Source organism: Pseudomonas sp. GW821-FHT07G06, assembly GCF_058986625.1.
Genome location: NZ_JBYSVW010000003.1, coordinates 407,175 through 430,764, shown reverse-complemented (window position 1 = coordinate 430,764; position 23,590 = coordinate 407,175). Strand labels below are relative to the sequence as shown.

Below are 23,590 nucleotides of genomic sequence, written 5' to 3'. Positions count from 1 at the left end.
ATGGTTGTCTGGACTGACGCCTTCGCGTGCAGGCTCGCTCCCACAATGGGCCTGTGTCGCACCCAAGAACCCTGTGGGAGCGAGCCTGCTCGCGAAGAAGCCGGTGCAGTCAACGCAAGGCCGCGATCAGGTGACCAACCCGGCATCCACCAGCAACGCCTCCAGCGCCAACAAATCCGGCACCTTCGCCACCTGCTCCGCCACCTGCACCGCCGCCTGCTCCAGCGCACACAACGGCACATCCACGTAACTCAACTGGCTGTCGAGCTTGCACGAGCGCGGAATCCCCTGCACCAGCAGCGCGATGAACTTCAGCTCGGGTCGCCCGCCCAGGGCGTTGAGAATGACGATCCGCGCGCGTTCACCGATGACGATTTTCTGCCCGCAGGCCGACTCGAAACTCAGCAGCGGTATCTGCCGTTCGCGCCATGTCACCAGGCCCAGGTACCACGGCGGAGTGTCGAGATCGAAAGTCCCCGGTTGCTGGTAATCGATCAGCTCGGCCACGGCGACGTTGGGCAGGATCAGGTTGCGGTCGGCCAACGGCAGCAGCAGGCCGGTGAGGTTGCTGGTGCGGTGTTCAAGCATGGGTCTTGCTCCAAAAGGCGATGCTTTCGAGCAGCACCGATTCCTGGTACGGCTTGCCCAGGTAGTCGTTGACGCCGATGGCCATGGCACGGTCGCGGTGTTTCTGCCCGGTGCGGGAGGTGATCATGATGATCGGCAGGTGCTGCAGGCGTTCGTCGTTGCGCACCTGGGTCGCGACCTCGAAGCCGTCCATGCGCGGCATCTCGATATCCAGCAACATCAGGTCGGGCATGTGCTCTTCCAGCAGCAGCATGGCATCGACCCCGTCCTTGGCGGTCAGTACGTTCATGCCGTGGCGTTCGAGCAAGCGGCTGGTGACCTTGCGCACGGTGACCGAGTCGTCGACCACCATCACCAGCAACGGCCGATGCGGTTCGACCTCGATCTCCTGTCCCGCGGGATGATGGGGTACGCGGGCCTGCATGGCGCGGATCGGCGCCAGCAGATCCAGAATCAGCACCACCCGGCCATCGCCGAGAATCGTCGCCCCGGACACCCCTTGCACCGCCGCGAACTGCGGCCCCAGGCTCTTGACCACGATCTCGCGAGTGCCGGCCATGGCGTCCACCAGCACCGCGATGTGCCGTTCGTTGCACTGCACCAGCAACACCGGCAATGGCAGGCTCTGACCCAACAGTTTCGGGCGCGGGAAGGTTTTCAGCAGCTCACCCAGATAGCACAGTTCGTAACGTTGCCCGGCGTATTCGTAGGTTGGCGAATCGAAACGGAAATAGCCTTCAAGCTCATTGGGCAGGACGCGCACGATGCCGTCGATGGTATTGAGCGGGATCGCGTATTGGTCCTCACCGCACTGCACCATCAGTGCCCGGTTGACCGATACGGTAAACGGCAGGCGAATGCGGAAATGCACACCCTGCCCGGGCACCGAGTCGATGCTCATGGTGCCGCCCAGTTGCCGCACCTCTTCGTGCACCACGTCCATGCCGACGCCGCGACCGGAGATCTGGGTGATTTTCTCGGCCGTGGAAAACCCCGGTTGCAGGATGAACTGCAACACGTCGTGATCACTGATGACGCTGTCCGGGGCGAGCAAGCCGCGCTTGATCGCCTTGCGCCGCACCGCATCCAGCGGCACACCGGCGCCGTCGTCGCGGATGTCGAAAATGATGTCGCCGCCTTCGCGCAGCAGATCGAGGGTGATCTTGCCCTTGGCTGGCTTCCCCGCCGCCAGCCGCGCTTCGACGGATTCCAGGCCGTGGTCGACGGCGTTGCGCAGCATGTGTTCCAGCGGCGCGGCCATGCGTTCAAGCACGTTGCGATCCATCTCGCCTTCGGCGTTATCGACGATGAAATCCACGTCCTTGCCCAACTCGCTGGACACCTGGCGGACGATGCGCTGTAACCGCGGGAGCATGCGTTCGAACGGCACCATGCGCGTGCGCATAAGGCCTTCCTGCAACTCGGTGTTGATGCGGCCCTGCTGTTGCAGCAGGTTTTCCGTGTCCTGATTGCGTCGCTCGAGGGTTTCCTTGAGGTCGAGCAAGTCAGAGGCCGATTCGAACAGCGCGCGGGACAGTTGCTGCAACTGCGAGTGGCGGTCCATTTCCAGCGGGTCGAACTCTTCATAGCCCAGGCGTTCGGCATCGACTTGCTGGCGGCTGAGGATCCGCCCCTGGGTTTCGGTATCGAGGCGGCGCAACTGGTCGCGCATGCGCTCGATGGTGGTCTCCATCTCGCTCAGGGCGATGTGCGCATCGTTGACCTGCTGTTCGATCCGGCCACGGAAGATCGATGTTTCACCGGCCAGGTTGACCAGATCGTCGAGCAGCTCCGCCGAGACCTTGACCATGTCGGCGCCGGCATCGGACGGCGGCGCCAGTGGCTCGGCCTTGGGCGTGGCCGGCGACGCAACCGGCGCGGGCGCTTCGGGCACGGCCGGGTGGCTGAAGTTCTTGATCGCGTCGATCAAGCGGTCGGCGGGCGGCATCGGCTCACCGGCGCGGGCCGCGTCGAGCATCTGCGCCAGGCGGTCATGGCTGCGTTGCAACAGCGCGAACAACGGCGCCGTCGGTTGCAGCACGCCGGTGGACAGACCTTCGTAGAGGAATTCCAGTTCATGGGCCAGGTCGCCAATCGCGGCGATTTCCACCATGCGCGCGCCGCCCTTGAGGGTGTGCAGGTCGCGCAGCAGGGTTTCCACTTCCTGGCGACTTGAAGGCTGGGCCTGCCAGCGCTCCAGCGCCGCACCGGAGCTTTCGATGATGTCGAAACCTTCCTCGAGGAAGATCTCCAGCAACTCCGGATCATGGGCGACCGAGTCATTAGTGGCCGCCAGTTCGCTGACCTCGGCGGTGCCCGAGTGGCCCTGCCGGTAGGCGCGAATGGCCTCGATCAGCTCAGCGCAATCGCCCAGGGGCTGGTTGTGCCGTAACTGGTCAAGGTACTGCGCCAAGCGGTCATGGCTCTGCTGCAACAGCACTGCCAATGAGTCGCTGTAGGCGTAGCGACGATCCACCAGGCCTTCGTAAAGGCTTTCCAGTTCATGGGCCAGATCACCGACCGGCCCGACCTCGGCCATGCGCGCGCCGCCTTTGAGGGTGTGCAAATCCCGTTGCAGGGACGACAGCGGCGCGGCGTTGTCCGAGTCGCGCAACCAGCGCTGCAAGGCCTGACCGGCGCTTTCGAGGATATCCACCGCTTCTTCAAGGAAGATCGCGACGATTTCATCATCCAGTTCGCGCCCCTCTCCTGTAGGAGCGAGCTCGCTCGCGATGGTCTCACCGGCGCCGCGTTTATCCAATGATAACGCGTCATCGTTAACGTCCATCGCGAGCGGGCTCGCTCCTACAGGGGGTAGCGCGTGCTCTAGATCGGCGGTGGCTGCGCCCAATTCGCGGATGCTCAGGGTGCGGCTGCCATCACTGCGGATCAGGCCCATGGCCGACGGGTCGAGGCTCTCGTCGAGCAGCTCGCGCAAGGCCCTGATTCGTTGCGGCTGCGGGCTGACTTCCTGACCGGCGGCCAGTTCGTCGAGCATGTTGATCAGCGCTTCGTGGGCACCCTGAGCCTCATGGAAAAACCGCTCGCTGACCGCCAGGCTGCTTTCTTCCACGGCACCGTAGAGATCGAGCAACGCCTCGCACAGCTCATCCACCGGGTGCAGGTCGGCCAGGTGGGCGCCTTCGCCGAGGGTGGTCAATTCATCCAGCAGCGCGCTGAGTTCCTGGCGTTCGCCGGGGTGTTGCTGCCAACGTTGCAGCAGGCTCTCGGCGTCCAGCAGGATGTCCATGCCCTGGGCGAGGAAGTTGTTGATCAGTTGCGGGTCGCGCTTGATCCGTAGCCCGGTGTTCGGAGTGTTCAGGAGGTTTTCCAGGCGCTCGGCCAGCAGCGCTTTGGCTCGCTCGGTCAAATCCCGGGCGCCGGGAATTTCCGCCAGCGGATCGGTCTTGAGCTGACGCAGACCGAGGCGGAACAGCCCTTCTGCTTCCAGCAGCAATTCCACTTCGTCCAGGTCCAGCGCGATCAGGTGAGCCTTGTACTCCCGGGCCAGTTGATCCAGCGGCGCGGCCAGCTCGGCAATCGGCAGGACACCGGCCATGGAAGCACTGCCCTTGAGGGTGTGCAAGGCCCGCTGCAATTCGTCGCTGGCCTGCAACGGCACGTGCTCGGCGGCCTGATCAAGGAAGCGATTGAGGCTGCCCAAGTGGGTTTGCGCCTCTTTGCGGAAGATCTCCAGCAACAGCGGGTCGAGGGCCGCGACATCCTGCGTATCCTCATCGGACACCGGTTCATCGCCCTTGGCCAGGGCATGGGCGCGGGCGGCCAACTGGTCGACATCGTTGCGCTGACGCTGGGCATTGGCGGCGTATTCAGCCACCAGCTCCGGCAGCAGCTGCAGCACGTCGCCGATCAGTTGCTGCACCGTAGCACCCGGTTCCACGCTGTTTTCCAGTACGCGGTTGAGCAGGTTTTCCACGGCCCAGGCCAGCTCGCCCAGCACCAGGGCACGCACCATGCGGCCACTGCCCTTGAGGGTATGAAAGGCGCGGCGCAGTTCGCTCAGGGCCGAGCGGTTGTCAGGGTTGACCGACCAGCGCGGCAAATACTCGCGCAGGATTTCCAGGACTTCGTCGGTCTCTTCAAGGAACACCTCGCGCAGTTCCTCGTCCACCGGCTCTTCGCCCGGGGGTGGCGGCAGCAGGCTGCCCGGGGTGTCCAGGGCGGGCGGGTTCAGGCTCGAAACCGGGCTGGCGAGCACATCGGCCAGGGTCTGGACGATCTGCGGGTCATCCAGCTCCTGCATCATCTGCATGACCTGCGCTTCGCTCGGGTTGAGCACATCATCCAGCACGGGCACATGCTGCTCACTGGGGAAAAACCCGAGGCTCGCCAGGCTTTTTTCCGCGACATCGAGCAGGTTTTCACCCTGCGCCTGCGGGTCATCGCCGAGTCGCTCGAGGTAGTACTCGATGCTGGTGATCACGTCGGCCAGACTGTCCAGTTCCTGCCAGCCCGGCTGACCCGGCTCGAGCAACAGGTGCTCGCGAATGAAGTGATTGCAGGTGTCGACCAGGCTCGCCGCGCGGCTCAACGGAATCATCGCCAGCGCGCCGCGTACCTGGGTCAGCAAGGCCGGCAGCGCCTGCAAATGCTGGCGGTCCCAATCGGCGTCGATGTAGTCGACGATCATGTCCTTGGCCTGCTGCAAACAGATGCGGGCCTCCTTGATCACGATCTGATGGATCTGCGTCAGGTCGGTGGTCGGCAGGCGATTGTCATCCTGGCTCTCCGGCTCCACGGTTCCGACCATGCCGGCCAGCGTCGCTTCGACGTACAGCAAGGCCCCGGCAACGTCCATGAGGATCGCATCGTTGGGTTCGCGCTGGCCCTGGGCGAGACTGAGCACCACCGCCAATTGATCGATGATCACCTTGCGCGGCTGGCCGAAGCCCAGGACCGCCAGGGTGTCGGCGATTTGCCGCAGTGGTGCCAGCAGGCTGTCGAGGTCAGCGGTGTGCTGGCGGTCACTGCGCACGAACAGATCCAGGCGTTCCTTGACCCGCACCAGCTCTTCGCAGAGCGCTGCCAGCACCGAGCGCATGGCGTCACGGTCGGGACCGGCCAGCCGCGCGCGTTCTTCATCGACCATCGCGCTGTCGGGCAGCGCGTCGTCCAGTGAGTAGCGTTCTTTCATGGTCAGCATCTGCCCGGTGGGATGTTCGGCTTTGGCAATGTAGAACAGCAAACTCTTGAGCAGCTCCGGTGGCGCCGGTTGGTTGATGCCGCGTATGCCTTCTTCGAGCAGGCGCTTGAGCTCCTTGTCGGCATCCTTGAACAGGCTGCGCAAGGCCGGGCTGTTGGCAATCGCACCGCCCTGCATGCCTTCGACCAGCGCCGAGGCCACCTGCCATAGCGGGCTCAGGGGTGCATTGGCGCACAGTGCTTCGAGGCGGGCGAAGACCTTGGCCAGGTAATCGAGGTTGGTTTCGTTGTCCTGCTCACGCAGGAACCCGACCAACGCCATTTGCAGCATCTGCCGCAGCTTGCGCAGCACATTGGGCAATTCCGCCGGCTCAAGCTGCGCCAGCGTTTCTGCGTCCAGCACTGGCAACTCGGGCAATTGCGGGCTGAACAGGCTGGTTTCCGACAGCAGGCTTTCGCCACGGGCGCTGCGCAGGTCGTTGATCAGTGGCAACACCACCAGTGGCAAGTCGCGGCGCGCACCTTGCACCCGGTCCAGGTAGATCGGCAACTGCCCGAGGGCCTGCATCAACAGGTGCAACGCCTCGTCGCGATGACTGACACGGTTGCCCTGCAAGGCCATGGCCAGCTGTTCCATTTCCTCGGCGAGCAACGCCGCACCGTAGAATTCGACCATCTGCAAACTGCCGTGGACCTGATGGATGCACGCAAGGCATTCATCCAGCGCGTGCGTCGCCTGCGGGTCATCGAGCAGGTTTTCAATCGCGTGATGAGCCTGTTTCAGCGTTTCGGCAATCTCGCCCTTGACCCACTCGAGGGCCACATAGTCGTGCCGATCACCCATAACCACTCCAATCACAATTCAGATACCCATGGGCGGTTCAAGCTTTGTCCACAACCTGCGCCTTGGCATCCGGCAAGGTGAAACCGGACACCGAACGACGTAACTGACTGGCCATTTTAGCCAGGTTGCCGATGCTGTCGGCCGTGGCGGTGGAACCCGACGACGTCTGCGAGGTGATCTGCTGGATCACGTTCATCGTCAGGGAAATCTGGCCGGCCGACGACGTCTGCTGTTGCGCGGCATTGGAGATACTCTGGATCAGTGCCGCGAGCGTCTTCGACACACCCTCGATTTCTTCCAGGGCCACACCGGCATCCTGCGCCAGACGGGCGCCGCGCACCACTTCGGTCGTCGTCTGCTCCATGGAGATGACCGCCTCGTTGGTGTCGGTCTGGATCGCCCGCACCAGGGTCTCGATCTGCCGGGTGGCCGCGGACGAGCGCTCGGCCAGCCGCTGCACTTCATCGGCCACCACGGCGAAACCGCGACCGGCGTCGCCGGCCATGGACGCCTGGATGGCCGCGTTGAGGGCGAGGATGTTGGTCTGGTCGGCAATGTCATCGATCAGGCTGACAATGTCGCCGATTTCCTGGGACGACTCACCAAGGCGCTTGATGCGCTTGGCGGTGTCCTGAATCTGCTCGCGAATGTTGTCCATGCCATGGATGGTGTTGTGCACCACCTCGTTGCCCTTGTTGGCGATTTCCACCGAGCGCTCGGCAACCGCCGAAGATTCAGCGGCATTGGCCGACACCTGGTCGATGGACTCGGCCATGTCGTTGATCGCCATCGAAGCCTCGGAAATCTGCTGGGCCTGATGCTCCGAAGCCTGGGCCAGGTGCATGGCGGTGGCCTGGGTTTCCTGCACGGCGGCGGCGACCTGGCCGGCGGTGAGGTTGATGGTCGCGACCAGATCGCGCAACTGGTCGACGGAGTAATTGATCGAGTCGGCGATGGTGCCGGTGAAGTCTTCCGTCACCGAGGCCGTCACCGTGAGGTCGCCGTCAGCCAGGTCTTCGATCTCGTCTAGCAAACGCATGATCGCGTTCTGGTTACGCTCGTTTTTCTCGGCGGTTTCGCGCAGCTGGCGATTGGTTTCACGCACCATCACCAGGCCGATCAGAATGATCGAAGTCAGCGCCAGCAAGCCCAGCACATAACCGCCTATGGTGTCGGTGGTGCGCCCGCCGACCATGTTTTCAAAACCGCTAGCCAGGTGTGAGGCTTCGTCGAGCAGGGTTTGCGACAGACTGAAAATGTTCGAGGCCGATTCACGGACCTTGAACAGCTCGGGCGAGGTTTCGAGGATCTCGTCCACCGAGCCCGAGACGAACTCGAACAGCTCGGCGATTTCCGCCAGTCGCGCACGGGCGTCGTGGTCTTCGACCTGGCTGACCTTGAGCGCCGGGTCGCCCTGGAGCATGCCGTTGAGCACCTTGCCGAACTGCGTCGCGTCACGCCCGAACGCATCGGCGGCCTGCTGTGAGTTTTCGTCGCCGGCCAACACCGTATTGACCGCACCGAGGATCCGCTCGGCCAGCAGCGACTGGCGCTGGGCCATGGCCACCTGGGCCGCCGGGGCGCCCCGTTGCAGAAGGATCTCGACGACCTTTTCGTACTCGACCTGCAACTGCGGCACGGTTTCGGCCAGCGTCGCCGCGACCTGATGCAGGGACAGTACGGTTTGTTCGCTGGAGAGAATCGCGTCGGTGTTTTTCAGCAGGCGTTCCCAGTCCTGTTGTACCGCGCGCATCTCTGGACGCACGGTGGCGGGAGCCGGTGGCAGGCTGGTGGCCGGGTCGCCCTTCTTCAGATAGCCCCAGCGTCGGGCAAAATCATTGCGCGCATCACTGAGCAACTTGAACGCAGCAGCCTTGCCGGCGGCAGCCTCTGTGGCGTTCTTGGCGATGCGCTGGGACAACACGCGCAGTTCGCCGGCGTGGCCGATGTACTGCTTGTCGTAGGTAGCCTGGGTGTTGAGGTACGCGAAGTTGGCGAACAGCAGCATGATGAAGACGATCAGCGCGATAAACAGCACGATGATCTGCGACCGGCTGCGCGACCCTTCCATTGGCTTGCCTGCTTTTGTTTTTGTCATCGGTCCTCGCCTGTTAACCCACTTTTGCGCTTGCCAGGAAACCTGTGGGAGCGAGCTTGCTCGCGATTGCGTTGTGTCAGTCGACATCAATGTTGGCTGCAAGTCCGTCATCGCGAGCAAGCTCGCTCCCACAAGATTCCCTGGTGTTCCGGTTAAATCGCGACGTTCATGAACCCTTGAGACCGCGTCAACGCAAACGGGCTGAACACCTGCCAGCACTGCCCGCGCTGAAACCGACCTTTGACGAATGCCGCCACCGACCCCTTCAACGCGTCTGCCGGCACCGGCTCCAGGCTGTCCCGGGCAAAGTGCTGGAGGCCGAAGACTTCATCGACCAGCAACCCGGCAAACACCTCATCGTGGTCCACCACCAACACTCGGCGCTGCCGGCGCACCGCCGAAAGTTCGTGCCCGAAAAAACCGCTCAGGTCCATGACCGGCAGCAATCGCCCGCGCAGGTTGGCGACACCCTTGACCCAGGGTTTGACCCCCGGTAGCTGAGTGAGTCGCGGCTCATGCAAGACTTCGCTGACTTCACTCATGGGCGCGACGTACCAGTGCTCGCCCAGGCGAAAACCGATGCCGCTCCAGCTGTCCCGGCGGGTCGGCTGGGACGGCAAGTCCGCCGCCAGCAAACGACAACGCTGGTCGATTTGCAGCAGCAGTTCGAAAGCCGTCAGCGACTCGTTCATGGCCTGACGATCAACCGGCCAGCACGTTGTTCAGGGTTTTGATCAGGGTCTCCTCATCGACCGGTTTGGTCAGGTAGTCCTTGGCGCCCTGGCGCGTGCCCCAGACCTTGTCGGTGTCCTGGTCCTTGGTGGTGATGATGATCACCGGGATGTGCCCGGTTTCCGGGTCCTTGGTCAACTGGCGTGTTGCCTGGAAGCCATTGAGACCGGGCATGACGATGTCCATCAGGACGGCGTCGGGCTTTTCCTGGCGGGCCAGGGCCACGCCGTCGGCGCCGTTTTCGGCTTTCAACACTTCATGACCGTGCTTTTCCAGCATGCCGGTCAGTTTGTACATTTCGGTCGGCGAATCATCGACGATCAGAATACGTGCCATGGTCTTCCCCATTCTTGTCGACGCAGGGCCCGATGGCCGAGCGTCACTGTGCGTGTCCTACTGCGGCAAAACGGCGGCGAAGCCAGGTACATGGGCCTGGATCGCATCGAGCAACTCTTCCTTGCTGAAAGGCTTGGTCAAAAACTGGTCGGAGCCGACGATGCGCCCCTTGGCCTTGTCGAACAGGCCATCCTTGGATGACAGCATAATCACCGGGATGGACTTGAACGCACTGTTGTTCTTGATCAGGGCGCAGGTCTGATAGCCATCCAGGCGCGGCATCATGATGTCGACAAAGATGATGCCGGGGTGGTTGTCGGCAATCTTGGCCAGGGCATCGAAGCCGTCGATGGCCGTGATGACCTCACAACCCACATTCTTGAGCAGCGTTTCGGCGGTGCGACGGATCGTCTTCGAATCGTCGATCACCATGACCTTCAAGGCGCTGGGGTGCTGTTCCATAAGATGCTCTGCGTCGCCTTTACGAATCAAATTGTCCGTTTGCGGGTAATTGGCGGCTCGAAACCCTTGATACTCAAGGGCCAGCACGGCATGGCAGCCTTTTTAGCACAGTCTCCAGAACCAATCTATCGGCCGACCGGGGCGATGGTTTTTCCTTGACCGCAAACACACTCAGCGCCACTCTGACGCCACTTTTATACGGCCCTTTGACCTGATCGCTTTTTGTGGGAGCGAGCCTGCTCGCGATGGTGTATCAGCTGCATCGATGTCGACTGACACGCCATCGCGAGCAGGCTCGCTCCCACAGAAGATCAACGTCCGGCCCCCAAATTTCGAGGAAAACCCAATGAGCGTTCGCGTCGGGATTGTCATGGACCCTATCGCCAGCATTTCCTATAAAAAGGATAGCTCGCTGGCCATGCTGCTGGCCGCGCAGAAGCGTGGCTGGGAGCTGTTCTATATGGAACAGCGCGACCTGTATCAGGGCGAAGGTGAGGCCCGGGCGCGGATGCGTCCGCTGCAGGTGTTCGCCAACCCGGAAAAATGGTTCGAACTGGGCGCCGAAAGCGACGCGCTGCTGAGCGATCTGGACGTGATCCTGATGCGCAAGGATCCGCCGTTCGACATGGAGTTCGTCTACTCCACCTATTTGCTGGAACAGGCCGAGCGCGCTGGCGTGCTGGTGGTCAACAAGCCGCAGAGCCTGCGCGACTGCAACGAAAAGCTGTTCGCCACGCTGTTCCCGCAGTGCACGCCGCCGACCGTGGTCAGCCGCCGCGCCGACGTGTTGCGTGAGTTCGCCGCCAAACACGGCGATGTGATCCTCAAGCCGCTGGACGGCATGGGCGGCACGTCGATCTTCCGTCACCGCGCGGGCGACCCGAACCTGTCGGTGATCCTCGAAACCCTCACGGCCCTCGGCGCCCAACAGATCATGGGCCAGGCCTACCTGCCGGCCATCAAGGACGGCGACAAGCGCATCCTGATGATCGACGGCGAGCCTGTGGATTATTGCCTGGCACGGATTCCGGCCCAGGGCGAAACCCGTGGCAACCTCGCCGCCGGCGGCCGTGGCGAAGCCCGTCCCCTGACCGAAAAGGATCGCTGGATCGCCGCACAAGTCGGCCCGACCCTGCGTGAAAAAGGCCTGTTGTTCGTTGGCCTGGACGTGATCGGCGAGCACCTGACCGAGATCAACGTCACCAGCCCGACCTGCATCCGCGAAATCGACAATGCCTTTGGCACCGATATCGGCGGCCTGCTGATGGAGGCCATAGAAAAGCAGCTACAAGCTGCAAGCCTCAAGCGGCAAGCTTGAAGCACGCGCACTTGCTTTTCGCTTGAAGCTTGAAGCTTGAAGCTTGAAGCTGATCCTCTTGCAGCTTGTCGCTTGCAGCTTGAAGCTTGAAGCTAAAAACCAACATTGCGTTATCATGCCGGGCCCGTAAAAACGCGATGTTGGTTTTTTTGCCATGACCCTCCCGTCCGATCTGCCTGTCGAACTCGCCCACCGTGGCGTGCGCCCGGCCGATCGCCTCGGTTTTACCCTGTTCCTGGCGGCGCTGATCCACCTGGCCTTGCTGCTGGGTGTCGGGTTTGCCGTGGTCGAGCCCAAGCAGATCAGCAAAACCCTGGAAATCACCCTCGCCACCTTCAAAAGCGAAAAGAAGCCTGAAAAGGCCGATTTCCTGGCGCAAGAGAACCAGCAAGGCAGCGGCACCCTGGATAAAAAGGCAATTCCCAAGACCACCGAGGTCGCGCCCTTCCAGGACAACAAGGTACAGAAAGTCACGCCACCGCCGGCCGCCAAGCCTGAAGTGCAGGTAGCCCCGCCGAAGGCTGCCGTGACCACCGTGGCGCCGAAGCCGAAAAAAGCCCCCGCCAAGACCGAGGAGCCCAAGACCGAGGTCAAACCCCAGGTCCAGGCGCCGACGTTCGACAGCGAGCAACTGTCCAGCGACATCGCCAGCCTCGAAGCGGAACTGGCCGCCGAACAACAACTGTACGCCAAGCGCCCGCGCATCCACCGCTTGAGCGCCGCCTCGACCATGCGCGACAAGGGCGCCTGGTACAAGGACGAATGGCGCAAGAAAGTCGAGCGCATCGGCAACCTCAATTACCCCGACGAAGCACGGCGCAAACAGATCTACGGCAATTTGCGCCTGATGGTGTCGATCAACCGTGACGGCTCGCTGTATGAGGTGCTGGTGCTGGAATCTTCAGGCCAGCCGCTGCTGGACCAGGCGGCGCAACGGATCGTCCGGCTGGCGGCGCCGTTCGCACCCTTTACCGGGGATCTGTCGGATGTTGACCGGCTGGAGATCATCCGGACCTGGAAGTTTGCCCGCGGCGATCGCCTTTCCAGTAATTAAAAGATCGCAGCCTTCGGCAGCTCCTACAGATGTACACATTCCCCCTGTAGGAGCTGCCGAAGGCTGCGATCTTTTGGCGCTCTCAAGCTTGTCAGTTCGCCCCTCGAACGCCACACTAGCGCACATGAAAAACGTCAGCCCCAGCTACCTCAAGCATCAATTCCTGATCGCCATGCCGCACATGGCCGACCCGAACTTTGCGCACACCTTGACCTACATCGTCGAGCACACGGCCAATGGTGCCATGGGGCTGGTGGTCAACCGTCCGCAAGAGCTGAGTCTGGCCGATATCCTTGAGCAATTACGCCCGGAAATCGAACCACCAGCGCTGTGCCAGCATGTGCCGATCTTCATCGGCGGCCCGGTGCAAACCGATCGCGGCTTCGTCCTTCACCCCAAGGGGCAGAGTTTCCAGGCGACCGTTGATCTGGAAGATGAGCTGTCCCTGTCGACTTCCCAGGACGTCCTGTTCGCCATCGCTGACGGCGTCGGCCCGACAAAAAGCCTGATCGCCCTCGGTTATGCCGGCTGGGAAGCCGGGCAACTGGAGGCTGAGCTGGCGCAGAACGCCTGGCTGAACTGCCCGTTTGACGCCGACATCCTGTTCAACACCAGCAGCGAACTTCGCCTCGAAGCGGCCGCCAGACACCTGGGCGTCAACCTCAGCCTGCTGACCAGCCAGGCGGGGCACGCCTGATGGCCCTGAAGCTGATTCTGGGTTTTGACTACGGCACCAAACAGATCGGCGTTGCGGTCGGCCAGGTGATTACCGGTCAGGCCCGTGAGCTGTGCACCCTGAAAGCGCAGAACGGCATTCCTGACTGGAACCAGGTCGAAGCCCTCATCAAAGAGTGGAAACCCGATGCCGTGGTGGTCGGCCTGCCGCTGAACATGGACGGCACGCCCAGCGACATGTGCGCCCGCGCGGAAAAGTTCGCCCGGCGCCTGAACGGCCGCTTCAACCTGCCCTTCTATACCCACGATGAACGCCTGACCACCTTCGAGGCCAAGGGCGAACGCCTGGCTCGTGGCGGTCAGAAAGGCAGTTACCGCGACAACCCGGTCGACGCCATCGCCGCCGCCCTGCTGCTGCAAGGCTGGCTCGACGAAAATGGCGCACTGTTCGAATCCTGAAGAGCCGCGATGCGTCTCTCTTAGCTACAACCCGAGCCACCTTGCGTGAAACCCGGCTCGGGCCCAAGAAGGAGCAACCATGAGCCTGCCCAATCCCGCCGAACTGATCAGCCAGATGGCCACGCGCCTGAAGGCCCACCTGGAACACCGTGGCATCAGCGACCCGCGTTTCATCGGCATTCGTACCGGCGGCGTCTGGGTGGCCCAGGCCCTGCTCAAGGAATTGGGCAGCAATGAGCCCCTCGGCACCCTCGACGTGTCCTTTTACCGCGACGATTTCAGCCAGAACGGCCTGCACCCGCAGGTTCGCCCTTCGGCGCTGCCGTTCGAAATCGAAGGCCAGCACCTGGTGCTGATCGACGACGTGCTGATGAGCGGCCGGACCATCCGCGCCGCCATGAACGAACTGTTCGACTACGGCCGCCCGGCCAGTGTGACGCTGGTGTGCATGCTGGACCTGGACGCCGGCGAACTGCCGATCCGCCCGAACGTGGTTGGCGCGACCCTGTCGCTGGCCGCACACGAACGGGTGAAGCTGTCCGGTCCGGAGCTCGCGCTCGAACTGCAAGACCTCGCCCTTTAATTCGCCCTATTGAGAGTCCCCCTTGCGATGACGCCTCTAGACACCAAGCGCCCGCTGCAGCTCAATGATCAGGGCCAGCTGCGCCATTTCCTCTCGCTCGATGGTTTGCGCCGTGAGCTGTTGACGGAAATCCTCGACACTGCCGACTCCTTCCTCGAAGTCGGCGCCCGGGCCGTGAAGAAAGTCCCGTTGCTGCGCGGCAAGACCGTGTGCAATGTGTTCTTCGAGAACTCGACCCGTACCCGCACCACCTTCGAACTGGCGGCCCAGCGGCTCTCGGCGGACGTGATCACCCTCAACGTGTCCACGTCGTCGGCGAGCAAGGGCGAAACCCTGCTCGACACCCTGCGCAACCTGGAAGCCATGGCCGCCGACATGTTCGTCGTGCGCCACGGCGATTCCGGCGCCGCACACTTCATCGCCGAGCATGTCTGCCCGCAAGTAGCGATCATCAACGGTGGTGACGGCCGGCACGCGCACCCGACCCAGGGCATGCTCGACATGCTCACCATCCGCCGGCACAAGGGCGGTTTCGAAAACCTTTCGGTGGCCATCGTCGGCGACATCCTGCACTCGCGGGTCGCTCGCTCGAACATGCTGGCCCTGAAAACCCTCGGCTGCCCGGACATTCGCGTGATCGCACCGAAGACCCTGCTGCCGATTGGCATCGAGCAATACGGCGTGAAGGTCTACACCGACATGACCGAAGGCCTGAAGGACGTCGACGTGGTGATCATGTTGCGTCTGCAGCGTGAACGCATGACCGGCGGCCTGCTGCCGAGCGAGGGCGAGTTCTACCGCTTGTTCGGCCTGACCACCGCGCGCCTGGCCGGCGCCAAACCCGATGCCATCGTGATGCACCCGGGGCCGATCAACCGCGGCGTGGAAATCGAGTCGGCAGTGGCCGACGGCCCGCACTCGGTGATCCTCAACCAGGTGACCTACGGGATCGCCATTCGTATGGCCGTGCTGTCCATGGCCATGAGCGGGCAGACTGCGCAGCGTCAATTCGAGCAGGGCCAATTCGAACAGGAGAGCGCACAGTGAAGCTCAGCATTCTCGGCGCCCGCGTGATCGATCCGGCCAGCGGCCTGGATCAAGTGACCGATATCCACATTGAAGCCTGCAAAGTCGTCGCCCTTGGCGCGGCGCCCGCCGGTTTTGTCGCCGTCGAAACGATCAACGCCAAAGGCCTGGTGGCCGCTCCCGGCCTGGTCGACCTCAACGTTGCCCTGCGCGAGCCGGGCTACAGCCGCAAGGGCTCGATTGTCAGCGAAACCCGTGCGGCGGCGGCTGGCGGCGTGACCAGCCTGTGCTGCCCGCCGAAGACCAAACCGGTGCTGGACACCTCGGCGGTGGCCGAACTGATCCTCGACCGCGCTCGTGAGGCCGGCAATACCAAAGTCTTCCCGATTGGCGCCCTGAGCAAAGGCCTGGACGGTGAACAGCTGGCCGAGCTGGTTGCCTTGCGCGACGCCGGTTGCGTGGCCTTCGGCAACGGTCTGAAGAGTTTCCGCAACACCCGCACCCTGTGCCGGGCGCTGGACTACGCGGCAACGTTCGACCTGACGGTGATTTTCAACTCCCAGGATCACGACCTGGCCGAAGGCGGCCTGGCTCACGAAGGCCCGACCGCCAGTTTCCTTGGCTTGCCGGGCATCCCGGAAAGCGCCGAAACCGTCGCCCTGGCCCGGGACCTGCTGCTGGTTGAACAGACCGGCGTGCGCGCACACTTCAGCCAACTCACCAGCGCCCGCGGCGTGGAACTGATCGCCCAGGCCCAGGCCCGAGGCCTGAAGGTGACCGCGGATGTCGCCCTGTACCAGTTGATCCTGACCGACGAAGCCCTGATCGACTTCAGCAGCCTGTATCACGTCCAGCCGCCGCTACGCACCCGCGCCGATCGCGATGGCCTGCGCGCAGCGGTGAAATCCGGCGTGATCTCGGCCATCTCCAGCCATCACCAACCCCATGAGCGTGACGCCAAGCTGGCACCGTTCGGCGCCACCGAGCCAGGCATCAGCAGCGTTGAACTGCTGTTGCCACTGGCGATGACCCTGGTCGAAGACGGCTTGCTGGACCTGCCGACGTTGCTGAAACGCCTGAGCGCCGGCCCTGCCGAGGCCTTGCGCCTGCCGGCAGGCAAACTGGCGGTGGGTGGCGCGGCGGACATCGTGCTGTTCGACCCGGCGTCCTCGACCGTCGCGGGCGAAACCTGGTTGTCGAAGGGCGAGAACTGCCCGTTCATTGGTCACAGCCTGCCGGGCGTGGTGCGTTACACCCTGGTGGACGGGCGCATTAGCCACCAGGCTTAGAAACAAAAGATCGCAGCCTGCGGCAGCTCCTACAGGGAAATGCATACTCCTGTGTAGGCGCTGCCGCAGGCTGCGATCTTTTGCGCTTCGCTTATCGTCTCTGCGCGTTACGCACGGAAACCTGGTCATTCAACGTCCAGAAGTCATACAGCACCCCGAGAAAGAACAACCCGCCGGTGAGCAGGTACAGCAGCCCGCTGATCCATTTCCCCTGATACATCCGGTGCACACCGAACACCCCGAGAAACGTCAGCAGAATCCACGCCACGTTGTATTCGATAGGTCCCGCGGTAAACCGCAGGTCAGCCTCGCGATCCATCGCCGGGATCAGGAACAGGTCGATCAGCCAGCCGATGCCCAGCAAACCAAAGGTGAAGAACCAGATCGTCCCGGTCACCGGCTTGCCGTAATAGAAGCGGTGAGCGCCGGTAAATCCGAAAATCCACAGCAAATAACCGATCACTTTGCTGTGGGTGTCTTGCTGCGGATAAGTCTGTTGATAGGGGTTCATGAATGACCTCGATTCACACGATAGATAAATATTCTTCAATTCTTTGTGACTTTTTTACAGGCACCCGACGTATGGCAAATGCTACCTTCACTCCCGTCAAAGCCTTGTAACACCGGACTTCTGTCCGACAATTGCGCCATTCTGCCGCTTTTTTGCCACCATTGTCCCCCAGGTTGAATCGACCAACGGCCTCGGAAGCGGCAAAAAAGCTGTTATAAAGTTGCGCGCTAACTTATTAAGAGCCTTGCCTAATGCGTTCATTTTTCAAGACATGGCTAACCATTTGCCTTTTGATGCCACTGGCCGCCCACGCCACCAATCGTGAGCAACGTCTTCCTAACGTTAATGGTTACACCCCAAAATCCCATGTCTCTGCTCCTTCGAGCAAAGACAAAAAATCCGCTAAATACGCTCCAAGCCTGGCCAACAGCAAAAGCGGCCTGGTTCCACCGATGGGCACCAAGGAAAGCAGCGACGTGCTGAGCCGCGCCGTGAACGTCCTTGGCACTCCTTATCGTTGGGGCGGCAGCAGCCCAAGCAAAGGCTTCGATTGCAGCGGCCTGGTGAAATACGCGTTCAACGACGCCACGTTCGACCTGCCACGCACCTCCAATGCCATGGCCAGCGGTCATGGGGAGAAAGTCGATCGCAACGACCTGAAGCCGGGCGACCTGATTTTCTTCAACATCAAGAGCCGTCGGGTGAATCACGTCGCCATTTACCTGGGCAACGACCGTTTCATCCACGCGCCACGTCGCGGCAAGTCGGTGAGCATCGACACCTTGAAGAAACCGTACTGGGAAAACCACTACGTGGTTGCCAAGCGGGTTCTGCCGAAAGAACCGAATCAGATGCGTGTGGTTCAGCGCTGATTGAAACAAGGTCAAAGGATCGCAGCCTTCGGCAGCTGTGTAGGAGCTGCCGAAGGCTGCGATCTTTTGCTTTTCAGGGCTATCAAAACCCCTCCGGCGACCGCGCCTTCTCCCGCGCATGATCACTACTGATCAACCCCCTGGTCACCAAGTCCTTCAAGCACATATCCAGCGTCTGCATGCCCAACGCCCCTCCCGACTGAATCGCCGAGTACATCTGCGCCACCTTGTCCTCGCGGATCAGGTTGCGGATCGCCGACGTCCCCAGCATGATCTCGTGGGCCGCGATGCGTCCGCCGCCGACCTTCTTCACCAGCGTCTGGGACACCACCGCCAGCAGTGACTCGGAGAGCATCGAGCGCACCATTGACTTCTCGTCCCCCGGAAACACGTCCACCACCCGGTCAATGGTCTTCGCCGCCGACGTGGTGTGCAGCGTGCCGAACACCAGATGGCCGGTTTCAGCGGCGGTCAACGCCAGGCGTATGGTTTCCAGATCGCGCATCTCCCCCACCAGAATCACGTCCGGGTCCTCCCGCAACGCCGAGCGCAGGGCCGTGGCGAAGCTGCGGGTATCGCGGTGGACCTCACGCTGGTTGATCAGGCACTTGCGCGGCTCGTGGACAAACTCGATAGGGTCTTCAATGGTGAGGATGTGGTGATGGCGATGGTTATTGAGGTAATCGATCATCGCCGCCAGCGTGGTGGACTTTCCGGAGCCGGTCGGGCCGGTCACCAGCACCAGGCCACGGGGAGCGTCGGTCATTTTGCGAAACACCTCTCCCATGCCCAGTTCGTCCATGCTCTGCACTTTCGCCGGTATGGTGCGAAACACCGCACCCGCGCCACGGCTCTGATTGAACGCATTGGCCCGAAAACGCGCCACACCGGGCACTTCAAAGGAAAAGTCGATTTCCAGATGCTTCTCAAAGTCCGCCCGCTGGGTGTCGTTCATGATGGCATCGATCAGCGCCTGCACCTGTTGGTGGTCCAGGGCCGGCAGGTTGATGCGCCGCACATCGCCGTCCACCCTGATCATCGGTGGCAGGCCAGCAGACAAATGCAGGTCCGATGCCCCCTGTTTGGCGCTGAACGCCAGCAGTTCAGTGATATCCATAGCGCCTCTCAATTCCAGTAGAATGCCGCGAACCTTCAGACCGCTGGCGCCTCTTGATGTCCACCATAGCAGACAACATTCTCGAAGTTAGTTCGCGCATCCATGCCGCAACACTTGCCGCCAATCGCGCCGAAAACAGCGTCCATCTGCTGGCCGTGAGCAAGACCAAACCTGCACAGGACCTGCGTGAAGCCTACGCCGCCGGCCTGCGCGACTTTGGCGAGAACTACCTGCAGGAAGCGCTGGGCAAACAGCTTGAACTGGCCGACCTGCCCTTGATCTGGCACTTCATCGGCCCCATTCAATCGAACAAGACTCGTGCTATCGCCGAGCACTTCGACTGGGTGCACTCCGTGGATCGTCTGAAAATCGCACAACGCCTGTCCGAACAACGTCCTGCCGATTTGCCGCCCCTGAATATCTGCATTCAGGTCAACGTCAGCGGTGAAGTCAGCAAATCCGGCTGCACCCCGGCTGATCTGCCGGCCCTGGCCAGTGCCATCAGCGCCCTGCCGCGCCTGACGTTGCGCGGGCTGATGGCCATCCCTGAGCCGACCGAAGATCGCGCCGCCCAGGACGCCGCGTTTGCGGCCGTGCAAAGCCTGCAAGCCAGCCTGAATCTGCCACTCGACACACTTTCCATGGGCATGAGCCACGACCTTGAGTCAGCCATTGCCCAGGGCGCCACCTGGGTCCGTATCGGTACGGCCCTGTTTGGCGCCCGTGATTACGATCGGCCATAACCCATGACCGACTCTCTTCTTTATAAGGACCTGACATGAGCAAGACGCGTATTGCCTTTATCGGTGCCGGCAACATGGCCGCCAGCCTGATCGGCGGCCTGCGGGCCAAGGGTCTGGAAGCCGCGCAGATCCGCGCCAGCGATCCGGGCGAAGAAACCCGCGCCCGCGTGAGCGCTGAACACGGCATCGAAACCTTCGCCGACAACGCCCAGGCCATCGACGGCGCCGACGTCGTCGTCCTTGCGGTCAAGCCGCAGGCGATGAAAGCCGTGTGCGAAGCGATTCGCCCAAGCCTCAAGCCCCATCAACTGGTGGTGTCGATCGCCGCAGGCATCACCTGCGCCAGCATGAACAACTGGCTTGGCGCCCAGCCGATCGTGCGCTGCATGCCCAACACCCCGGCGCTACTGCGTCAGGGCGTGAGCGGCTTGTTCGCAACAGCCCAAGTGAGCGCCGAACAGCGTCAGCAAGCCCAGGAGCTGCTGTCTGCGGTCGGCATCGCCTTATGGCTCAATGAAGAGCAGCAACTGGATGCCGTCACCGCCGTTTCCGGCTCGGGCCCGGCGTACTTCTTCCTGCTGATCGAGGCCATGACCGCCGCCGGCGTGAAACTTGGCCTGCCGGCGGACATCGCCGCGCAACTGACCCTGCAAACCGCACTGGGCGCCGCGCACATGGCGGTCTCCAGCGACGTCGACGCGGCCGAGCTGCGCCGCCGTGTCACCTCCCCTGCGGGCACCACTGAAGCTGCAATCAAGTCGTTCCAGGCCAATGGTTTTGAAGCCCTGGTCGAAAAAGCACTCCGCGCTGCCGCGCATCGCTCGGCCGAGATGGCCGAACAACTGGGTCAATAAGGAGCTTTTCATGATTGGATTGAACACCGCAGCGGTCTACGTGCTGCAAACCCTCGGCAGCCTGTACCTGCTGATCGTGCTGATGCGCTTCGTGCTGCAACTGGTGCGGGCGAACTTCTACAACCCGATCTGCCAGTTCATCGTCAAGGCCACCCAGCCACTGCTCAAGCCGCTGCGCCGGATCATCCCGAGCGTGTTCGGCCTGGACATGTCCTCGCTGGTGCTGGCGATCCTGGTGCAACTGGCACTGATGGCCCTGACCCTGTTGCTGACCTACGGCACCACCGGCAATCCGCTGCAACTGCTGATCTGGTCGATCATCGGTGTGACCGCGCTATTCCTGAACATCTTCTTCTTTGCCCTGATCATCAGTGTGATCCTGTCCTGGGTCGCACCGGGCAGCCATAACCCGGGCGCCGAACTGGTGAACGACGTCTGCGAGCCGGCCCTGGCGCCGTTCCGCAAGTTCCTGCCGAACCTGGGCGGGCTTGATCTGTCGCCGATCTTTGCGTTCCTGGCGATCAAACTGATCGACATGCTGGTGATCAACAACCTCGCCGCCTTGACCATGATGCCGGAAATCCTCCGCGTGTTGATCTGACCCGGTGAGCTGGTTTCGCTGGGACGGTGACGACCTGATTCTGGAGTGTCACCTGCAACCGGCAGCCCGTAGCGATGATTTCGCCGGGCTGCACGGTGATCGCCTGAAGATCCGCCTGACCGCACCGCCAGTCGAGGGCAAGGCCAACGCGTATCTGATGGCGTTTCTGGCCAAGGCCTTTGGCGTGTCCAAGAGCCAGGTCAGCTTGATCAGTGGCGAGTTGAACCGGCAGAAACGGGTGCGAATTTGCTCGCCGAAGAAGTTGCCGGCCCTGCCTGATCTGGTGCGCCCGGCAGGCTGACCGCGTCATCGTTCATCGCGAGCAGGCTCGCTCCCACATGGACTGCATCAATCCTGTGGGAGCGAGCCTGCTCGCGAATGGCACACCTCGGTCTTACATGAAAAAATCAGCTCGGACCTTTGCTTGCCGCTAACCCCAGCGGTCTTTAGACTTACGCCTCATTTCAATGAGAGCAGGGTCGATGCCAGCTGCCTTTCCCCCCGATTCTGTTGGTCTGGTGACGCCGCAAGTGGCGCACTTCAGCGAGCCGCTGGCTTTGGCCTGTGGTCGTTCGCTCCCGGCCTATGACCTGATCTACGAAACCTACGGCACGCTCAACTCCACGGCGAGCAATGCCGTGCTGATCTGCCACGCCTTGTCCGGGCACCACCACGCTGCCGGCTATCACAGCCCCGACGACCGTAAACCCGGTTGGTGGGACAGCTGCATCGGCCCCGGCAAGCCGATCGACACCAACAAGTTCTTCGTGGTCAGCCTGAACAACCTCGGCGGCTGCAACGGCTCCACCGGCCCGAGCAGCATCAACCCGGACACCGGCAAGCCGTTCGGCGCCGATTTCCCGGTATTGACCGTCGAAGATTGGGTGCACAGTCAGGCGCGTCTGGCCGATCGCCTCGGCATCGCTCAGTTCGCGGCCGTGATCGGCGGCAGCCTTGGCGGCATGCAAGCGATGCAATGGAGCATCACCTACCCCGACCGCATCCGTCACTGCCTGGCCATCGCCTCGGCCCCCAAGCTGTCGGCACAGAACATCGCGTTCAACGAAGTGGCGCGTCAGGCGATCCTCACCGACCCTGAATTCCACGGCGGTTCGTTCCAGGAACAGGGCGTGATCCCCAAGCGCGGCCTGATGCTGGCGCGGATGGTCGGGCACATCACCTACCTCTCCGACGACTCCATGGGCGAAAAATTCGGCCGCGGGCTGAAGAGCGAGAAACTCAACTACGACTTCCACAGCGTCGAGTTCCAGGTTGAAAGCTACCTGCGCTATCAGGGCGAAGAGTTCTCCGGGCGCTTTGATGCCAACACGTATCTGTTGATGACCAAAGCGCTCGATTACTTCGATCCGGCGGCGAACTTCGACGATAACCTGGCGAAAACCTTCGAAGGCGCCAAAGCCAAGTTCTGTGTGATGTCGTTCACCACCGACTGGCGCTTCTCCCCTGCCCGCTCGCGCGAGCTGGTGGACGCGCTGATGGCCGCGCGCAAGGACGTCTGCTACCTCGAGATCGACGCACCGCAAGGCCACGACGCCTTCCTGATTCCGATCCCGCGCTACCTGCAGGCATTCGGCAATTACATGAACCGCATTACGTTGTGAGAAAGCCATGAGAGCTGATCTGGAAATCATCCAGGAATGGATCCCCGCCGGCAGCCGCGTGCTCGACCTCGGGTGCGGCGATGGCGAACTGCTGACCTGGCTGCGCGATAACAAACAAGTCACCGGTTATGGCCTGGAAAACGACGCCGACAACATCGCCGAGTGCGTGGCCAAGGGCATCAACGTCATCGAACAGGACCTGGACAAGGGCCTGGGCAACTTTGCCAGCAACAGTTTCGACATCGTGGTCATGACCCAGGCGCTGCAAGCAGTGCACTACCCGGACAAGATCCTCGAAGAAATGCTGCGCGTGGGCCGTCAGTGCATCATCACCTTCCCCAATTTCGGTCACTGGCGCTGCCGCTGGTACCTGGCGAGCAAAGGCCGGATGCCGGTTTCCGAGTTCCTGCCGTACACCTGGTACAACACGCCGAACATCCACTTCTGCACCTTCGCGGACTTTGAAGCCTTGTGTCGCGAACGTGAAGCGAAGGTCATTGATCGGCTTGCCGTGGATCAACAGCATCGGCACGGGTGGGCCAGTAAGCTATGGCCTAATCTGTTAGGTGAGATCGGAATCTACCGCGTCAGCAGTCCGGGACTTTCCGACCACAAGGTCGCGGTCTGATCCACCCTATTTCAA

General features: G+C 62.1%; 22 protein-coding genes. 14 read left to right on the top strand and 8 right to left on the bottom strand.

Annotated features, from left to right (window positions below; translation table 11 throughout):
• Positions 1–126: 126 nt before the first annotated feature.
• The 6 genes from AC3WJW_RS08635 to pilG all read right to left on the bottom strand — a co-directional run bounded on the left by AC3WJW_RS08635 (position 127) and on the right by pilG (position 10,223).
• Positions 127–588, bottom strand: coding sequence for a chemotaxis protein CheW (locus AC3WJW_RS08635; RefSeq protein WP_493725736.1), 462 nt, complete (start codon positions 586–588; stop codon positions 127–129).
• Complete coding sequence (locus tag AC3WJW_RS08630) at positions 581–6,595, bottom strand: Hpt domain-containing protein (protein ID WP_493725735.1); 6,015 nt, start codon at positions 6,593–6,595, stop codon at positions 581–583. The genes AC3WJW_RS08635 and AC3WJW_RS08630 overlap by 8 nt, the downstream gene beginning before the upstream one ends.
• Before the next feature lie 37 nt (positions 6,596–6,632).
• Positions 6,633–8,693, bottom strand: a complete 2,061-nt coding sequence (locus tag AC3WJW_RS08625; protein ID WP_116579624.1) for a methyl-accepting chemotaxis protein — start codon at positions 8,691–8,693, stop codon at positions 6,633–6,635.
• Positions 8,694–8,845: 152 nt separating this feature from the next.
• Positions 8,846–9,385 carry a chemotaxis protein CheW gene (locus AC3WJW_RS08620; protein ID WP_493725734.1) on the bottom strand — a complete coding sequence of 180 codons (540 nt, stop codon included), beginning with the start codon at positions 9,383–9,385 and terminating at the stop codon, positions 8,846–8,848.
• Positions 9,386–9,395: 10 nt separating this feature from the next.
• Positions 9,396–9,761: a twitching motility response regulator PilH gene (gene pilH / locus AC3WJW_RS08615; RefSeq protein WP_007975417.1), complete on the bottom strand. Its 366-nt coding sequence runs from the start codon at positions 9,759–9,761 to the stop codon at positions 9,396–9,398.
• Between the two features lie 57 nt (positions 9,762–9,818).
• Entirely contained in the window at positions 9,819–10,223 is a 405-nt protein-coding gene (pilG, locus tag AC3WJW_RS08610; protein WP_493725733.1) for a twitching motility response regulator PilG, read from the bottom strand.
• A 346-nt stretch (positions 10,224–10,569) separates the two neighbouring features.
• On the opposite strand from pilG, the gene gshB reads away from it, so the two are divergent.
• From gshB to AC3WJW_RS08575, 7 genes are all read left to right on the top strand, one after another.
• Positions 10,570–11,541, top strand: coding sequence for a glutathione synthase (gshB, locus tag AC3WJW_RS08605; RefSeq protein ID WP_102673459.1), 972 nt, complete (start codon positions 10,570–10,572; stop codon positions 11,539–11,541).
• Positions 11,542–11,695: 154 nt separating this feature from the next.
• Positions 11,696–12,595 (top strand): energy transducer TonB, encoded by a 900-nt coding sequence (locus AC3WJW_RS08600; protein WP_104450133.1) that lies wholly within the window; start codon positions 11,696–11,698, stop codon positions 12,593–12,595.
• Positions 12,596–12,719: 124 nt separating this feature from the next.
• A complete protein-coding gene (locus AC3WJW_RS08595) occupies positions 12,720–13,292 on the top strand; it encodes a YqgE/AlgH family protein (protein WP_493725732.1) in 573 nt (190 codons plus the stop codon).
• Positions 13,292–13,729: a Holliday junction resolvase RuvX gene (gene ruvX / locus AC3WJW_RS08590; protein ID WP_007975412.1), complete on the top strand. Its 438-nt coding sequence runs from the start codon at positions 13,292–13,294 to the stop codon at positions 13,727–13,729. The genes AC3WJW_RS08595 and ruvX overlap by 1 nt, the downstream gene beginning before the upstream one ends.
• A gap of 79 nt (positions 13,730–13,808) precedes the next feature.
• Positions 13,809–14,312 carry a bifunctional pyr operon transcriptional regulator/uracil phosphoribosyltransferase PyrR gene (gene pyrR / locus AC3WJW_RS08585; protein ID WP_007975411.1) on the top strand — a complete coding sequence of 168 codons (504 nt, stop codon included), beginning with the start codon at positions 13,809–13,811 and terminating at the stop codon, positions 14,310–14,312.
• A gap of 27 nt (positions 14,313–14,339) precedes the next feature.
• Positions 14,340–15,359, top strand: a complete 1,020-nt coding sequence (locus AC3WJW_RS08580; RefSeq protein ID WP_007975410.1) for an aspartate carbamoyltransferase catalytic subunit — start codon at positions 14,340–14,342, stop codon at positions 15,357–15,359.
• The gene (locus AC3WJW_RS08575; RefSeq protein ID WP_493725731.1) at positions 15,356–16,627 is read left to right on the top strand and encodes a dihydroorotase; all 1,272 of its coding nucleotides are present in this window, start codon (positions 15,356–15,358) and stop codon (positions 16,625–16,627) included. Before AC3WJW_RS08580 ends, AC3WJW_RS08575 begins: the two co-directional genes overlap by 4 nt.
• 91 nt (positions 16,628–16,718) lie before the next feature.
• On the opposite strand, the gene AC3WJW_RS08570 is transcribed toward AC3WJW_RS08575, so the two are convergent.
• Positions 16,719–17,138, bottom strand: a complete 420-nt coding sequence (locus tag AC3WJW_RS08570; RefSeq protein ID WP_102699957.1) for an NINE protein — start codon at positions 17,136–17,138, stop codon at positions 16,719–16,721.
• A 251-nt stretch (positions 17,139–17,389) separates the two neighbouring features.
• Here AC3WJW_RS08570 and AC3WJW_RS08565 point away from each other — a divergent pair, with 251 nt between their 5' ends.
• Positions 17,390–18,010 (top strand): C40 family peptidase, encoded by a 621-nt coding sequence (locus AC3WJW_RS08565; protein ID WP_104450138.1) that lies wholly within the window; start codon positions 17,390–17,392, stop codon positions 18,008–18,010.
• Positions 18,011–18,092: 82 nt separating this feature from the next.
• On the opposite strand, the gene AC3WJW_RS08560 is transcribed toward AC3WJW_RS08565, so the two are convergent.
• On the bottom strand, positions 18,093–19,127 hold the full coding sequence (locus AC3WJW_RS08560) for a type IV pilus twitching motility protein PilT (protein WP_493725730.1): 1,035 nt from the start codon (positions 19,125–19,127) through the stop codon (positions 18,093–18,095).
• Positions 19,128–19,183: 56 nt separating this feature from the next.
• On the opposite strand from AC3WJW_RS08560, the gene AC3WJW_RS08555 reads away from it, so the two are divergent.
• The 6 genes from AC3WJW_RS08555 (at position 19,184) to metW (ending at position 23,575) form a co-directional block, all read left to right on the top strand.
• Complete coding sequence (locus AC3WJW_RS08555) at positions 19,184–19,870, top strand: YggS family pyridoxal phosphate-dependent enzyme (protein WP_493725729.1); 687 nt, start codon at positions 19,184–19,186, stop codon at positions 19,868–19,870.
• A 35-nt stretch (positions 19,871–19,905) separates the two neighbouring features.
• The gene (gene proC, locus AC3WJW_RS08550; RefSeq protein ID WP_493725728.1) at positions 19,906–20,724 is read left to right on the top strand and encodes a pyrroline-5-carboxylate reductase; all 819 of its coding nucleotides are present in this window, start codon (positions 19,906–19,908) and stop codon (positions 20,722–20,724) included.
• Positions 20,725–20,734: 10 nt separating this feature from the next.
• Complete coding sequence (locus AC3WJW_RS08545; RefSeq protein ID WP_493725727.1) at positions 20,735–21,325, top strand: YggT family protein; 591 nt, start codon at positions 20,735–20,737, stop codon at positions 21,323–21,325.
• 4 nt (positions 21,326–21,329) lie between these two features.
• Positions 21,330–21,626, top strand: a complete 297-nt coding sequence (locus AC3WJW_RS08540) for a DUF167 domain-containing protein (protein WP_493725726.1) — start codon at positions 21,330–21,332, stop codon at positions 21,624–21,626.
• 181 nt (positions 21,627–21,807) lie between these two features.
• A complete protein-coding gene (gene metX / locus AC3WJW_RS08535) occupies positions 21,808–22,947 on the top strand; it encodes a homoserine O-succinyltransferase MetX (protein ID WP_493725725.1) in 1,140 nt (379 codons plus the stop codon).
• Between the two features lie 7 nt (positions 22,948–22,954).
• On the top strand, positions 22,955–23,575 hold the full coding sequence (metW, locus tag AC3WJW_RS08530; RefSeq protein WP_007975398.1) for a methionine biosynthesis protein MetW: 621 nt from the start codon (positions 22,955–22,957) through the stop codon (positions 23,573–23,575).
• The last annotated feature ends 15 nt before the right edge of the window (positions 23,576–23,590 follow it).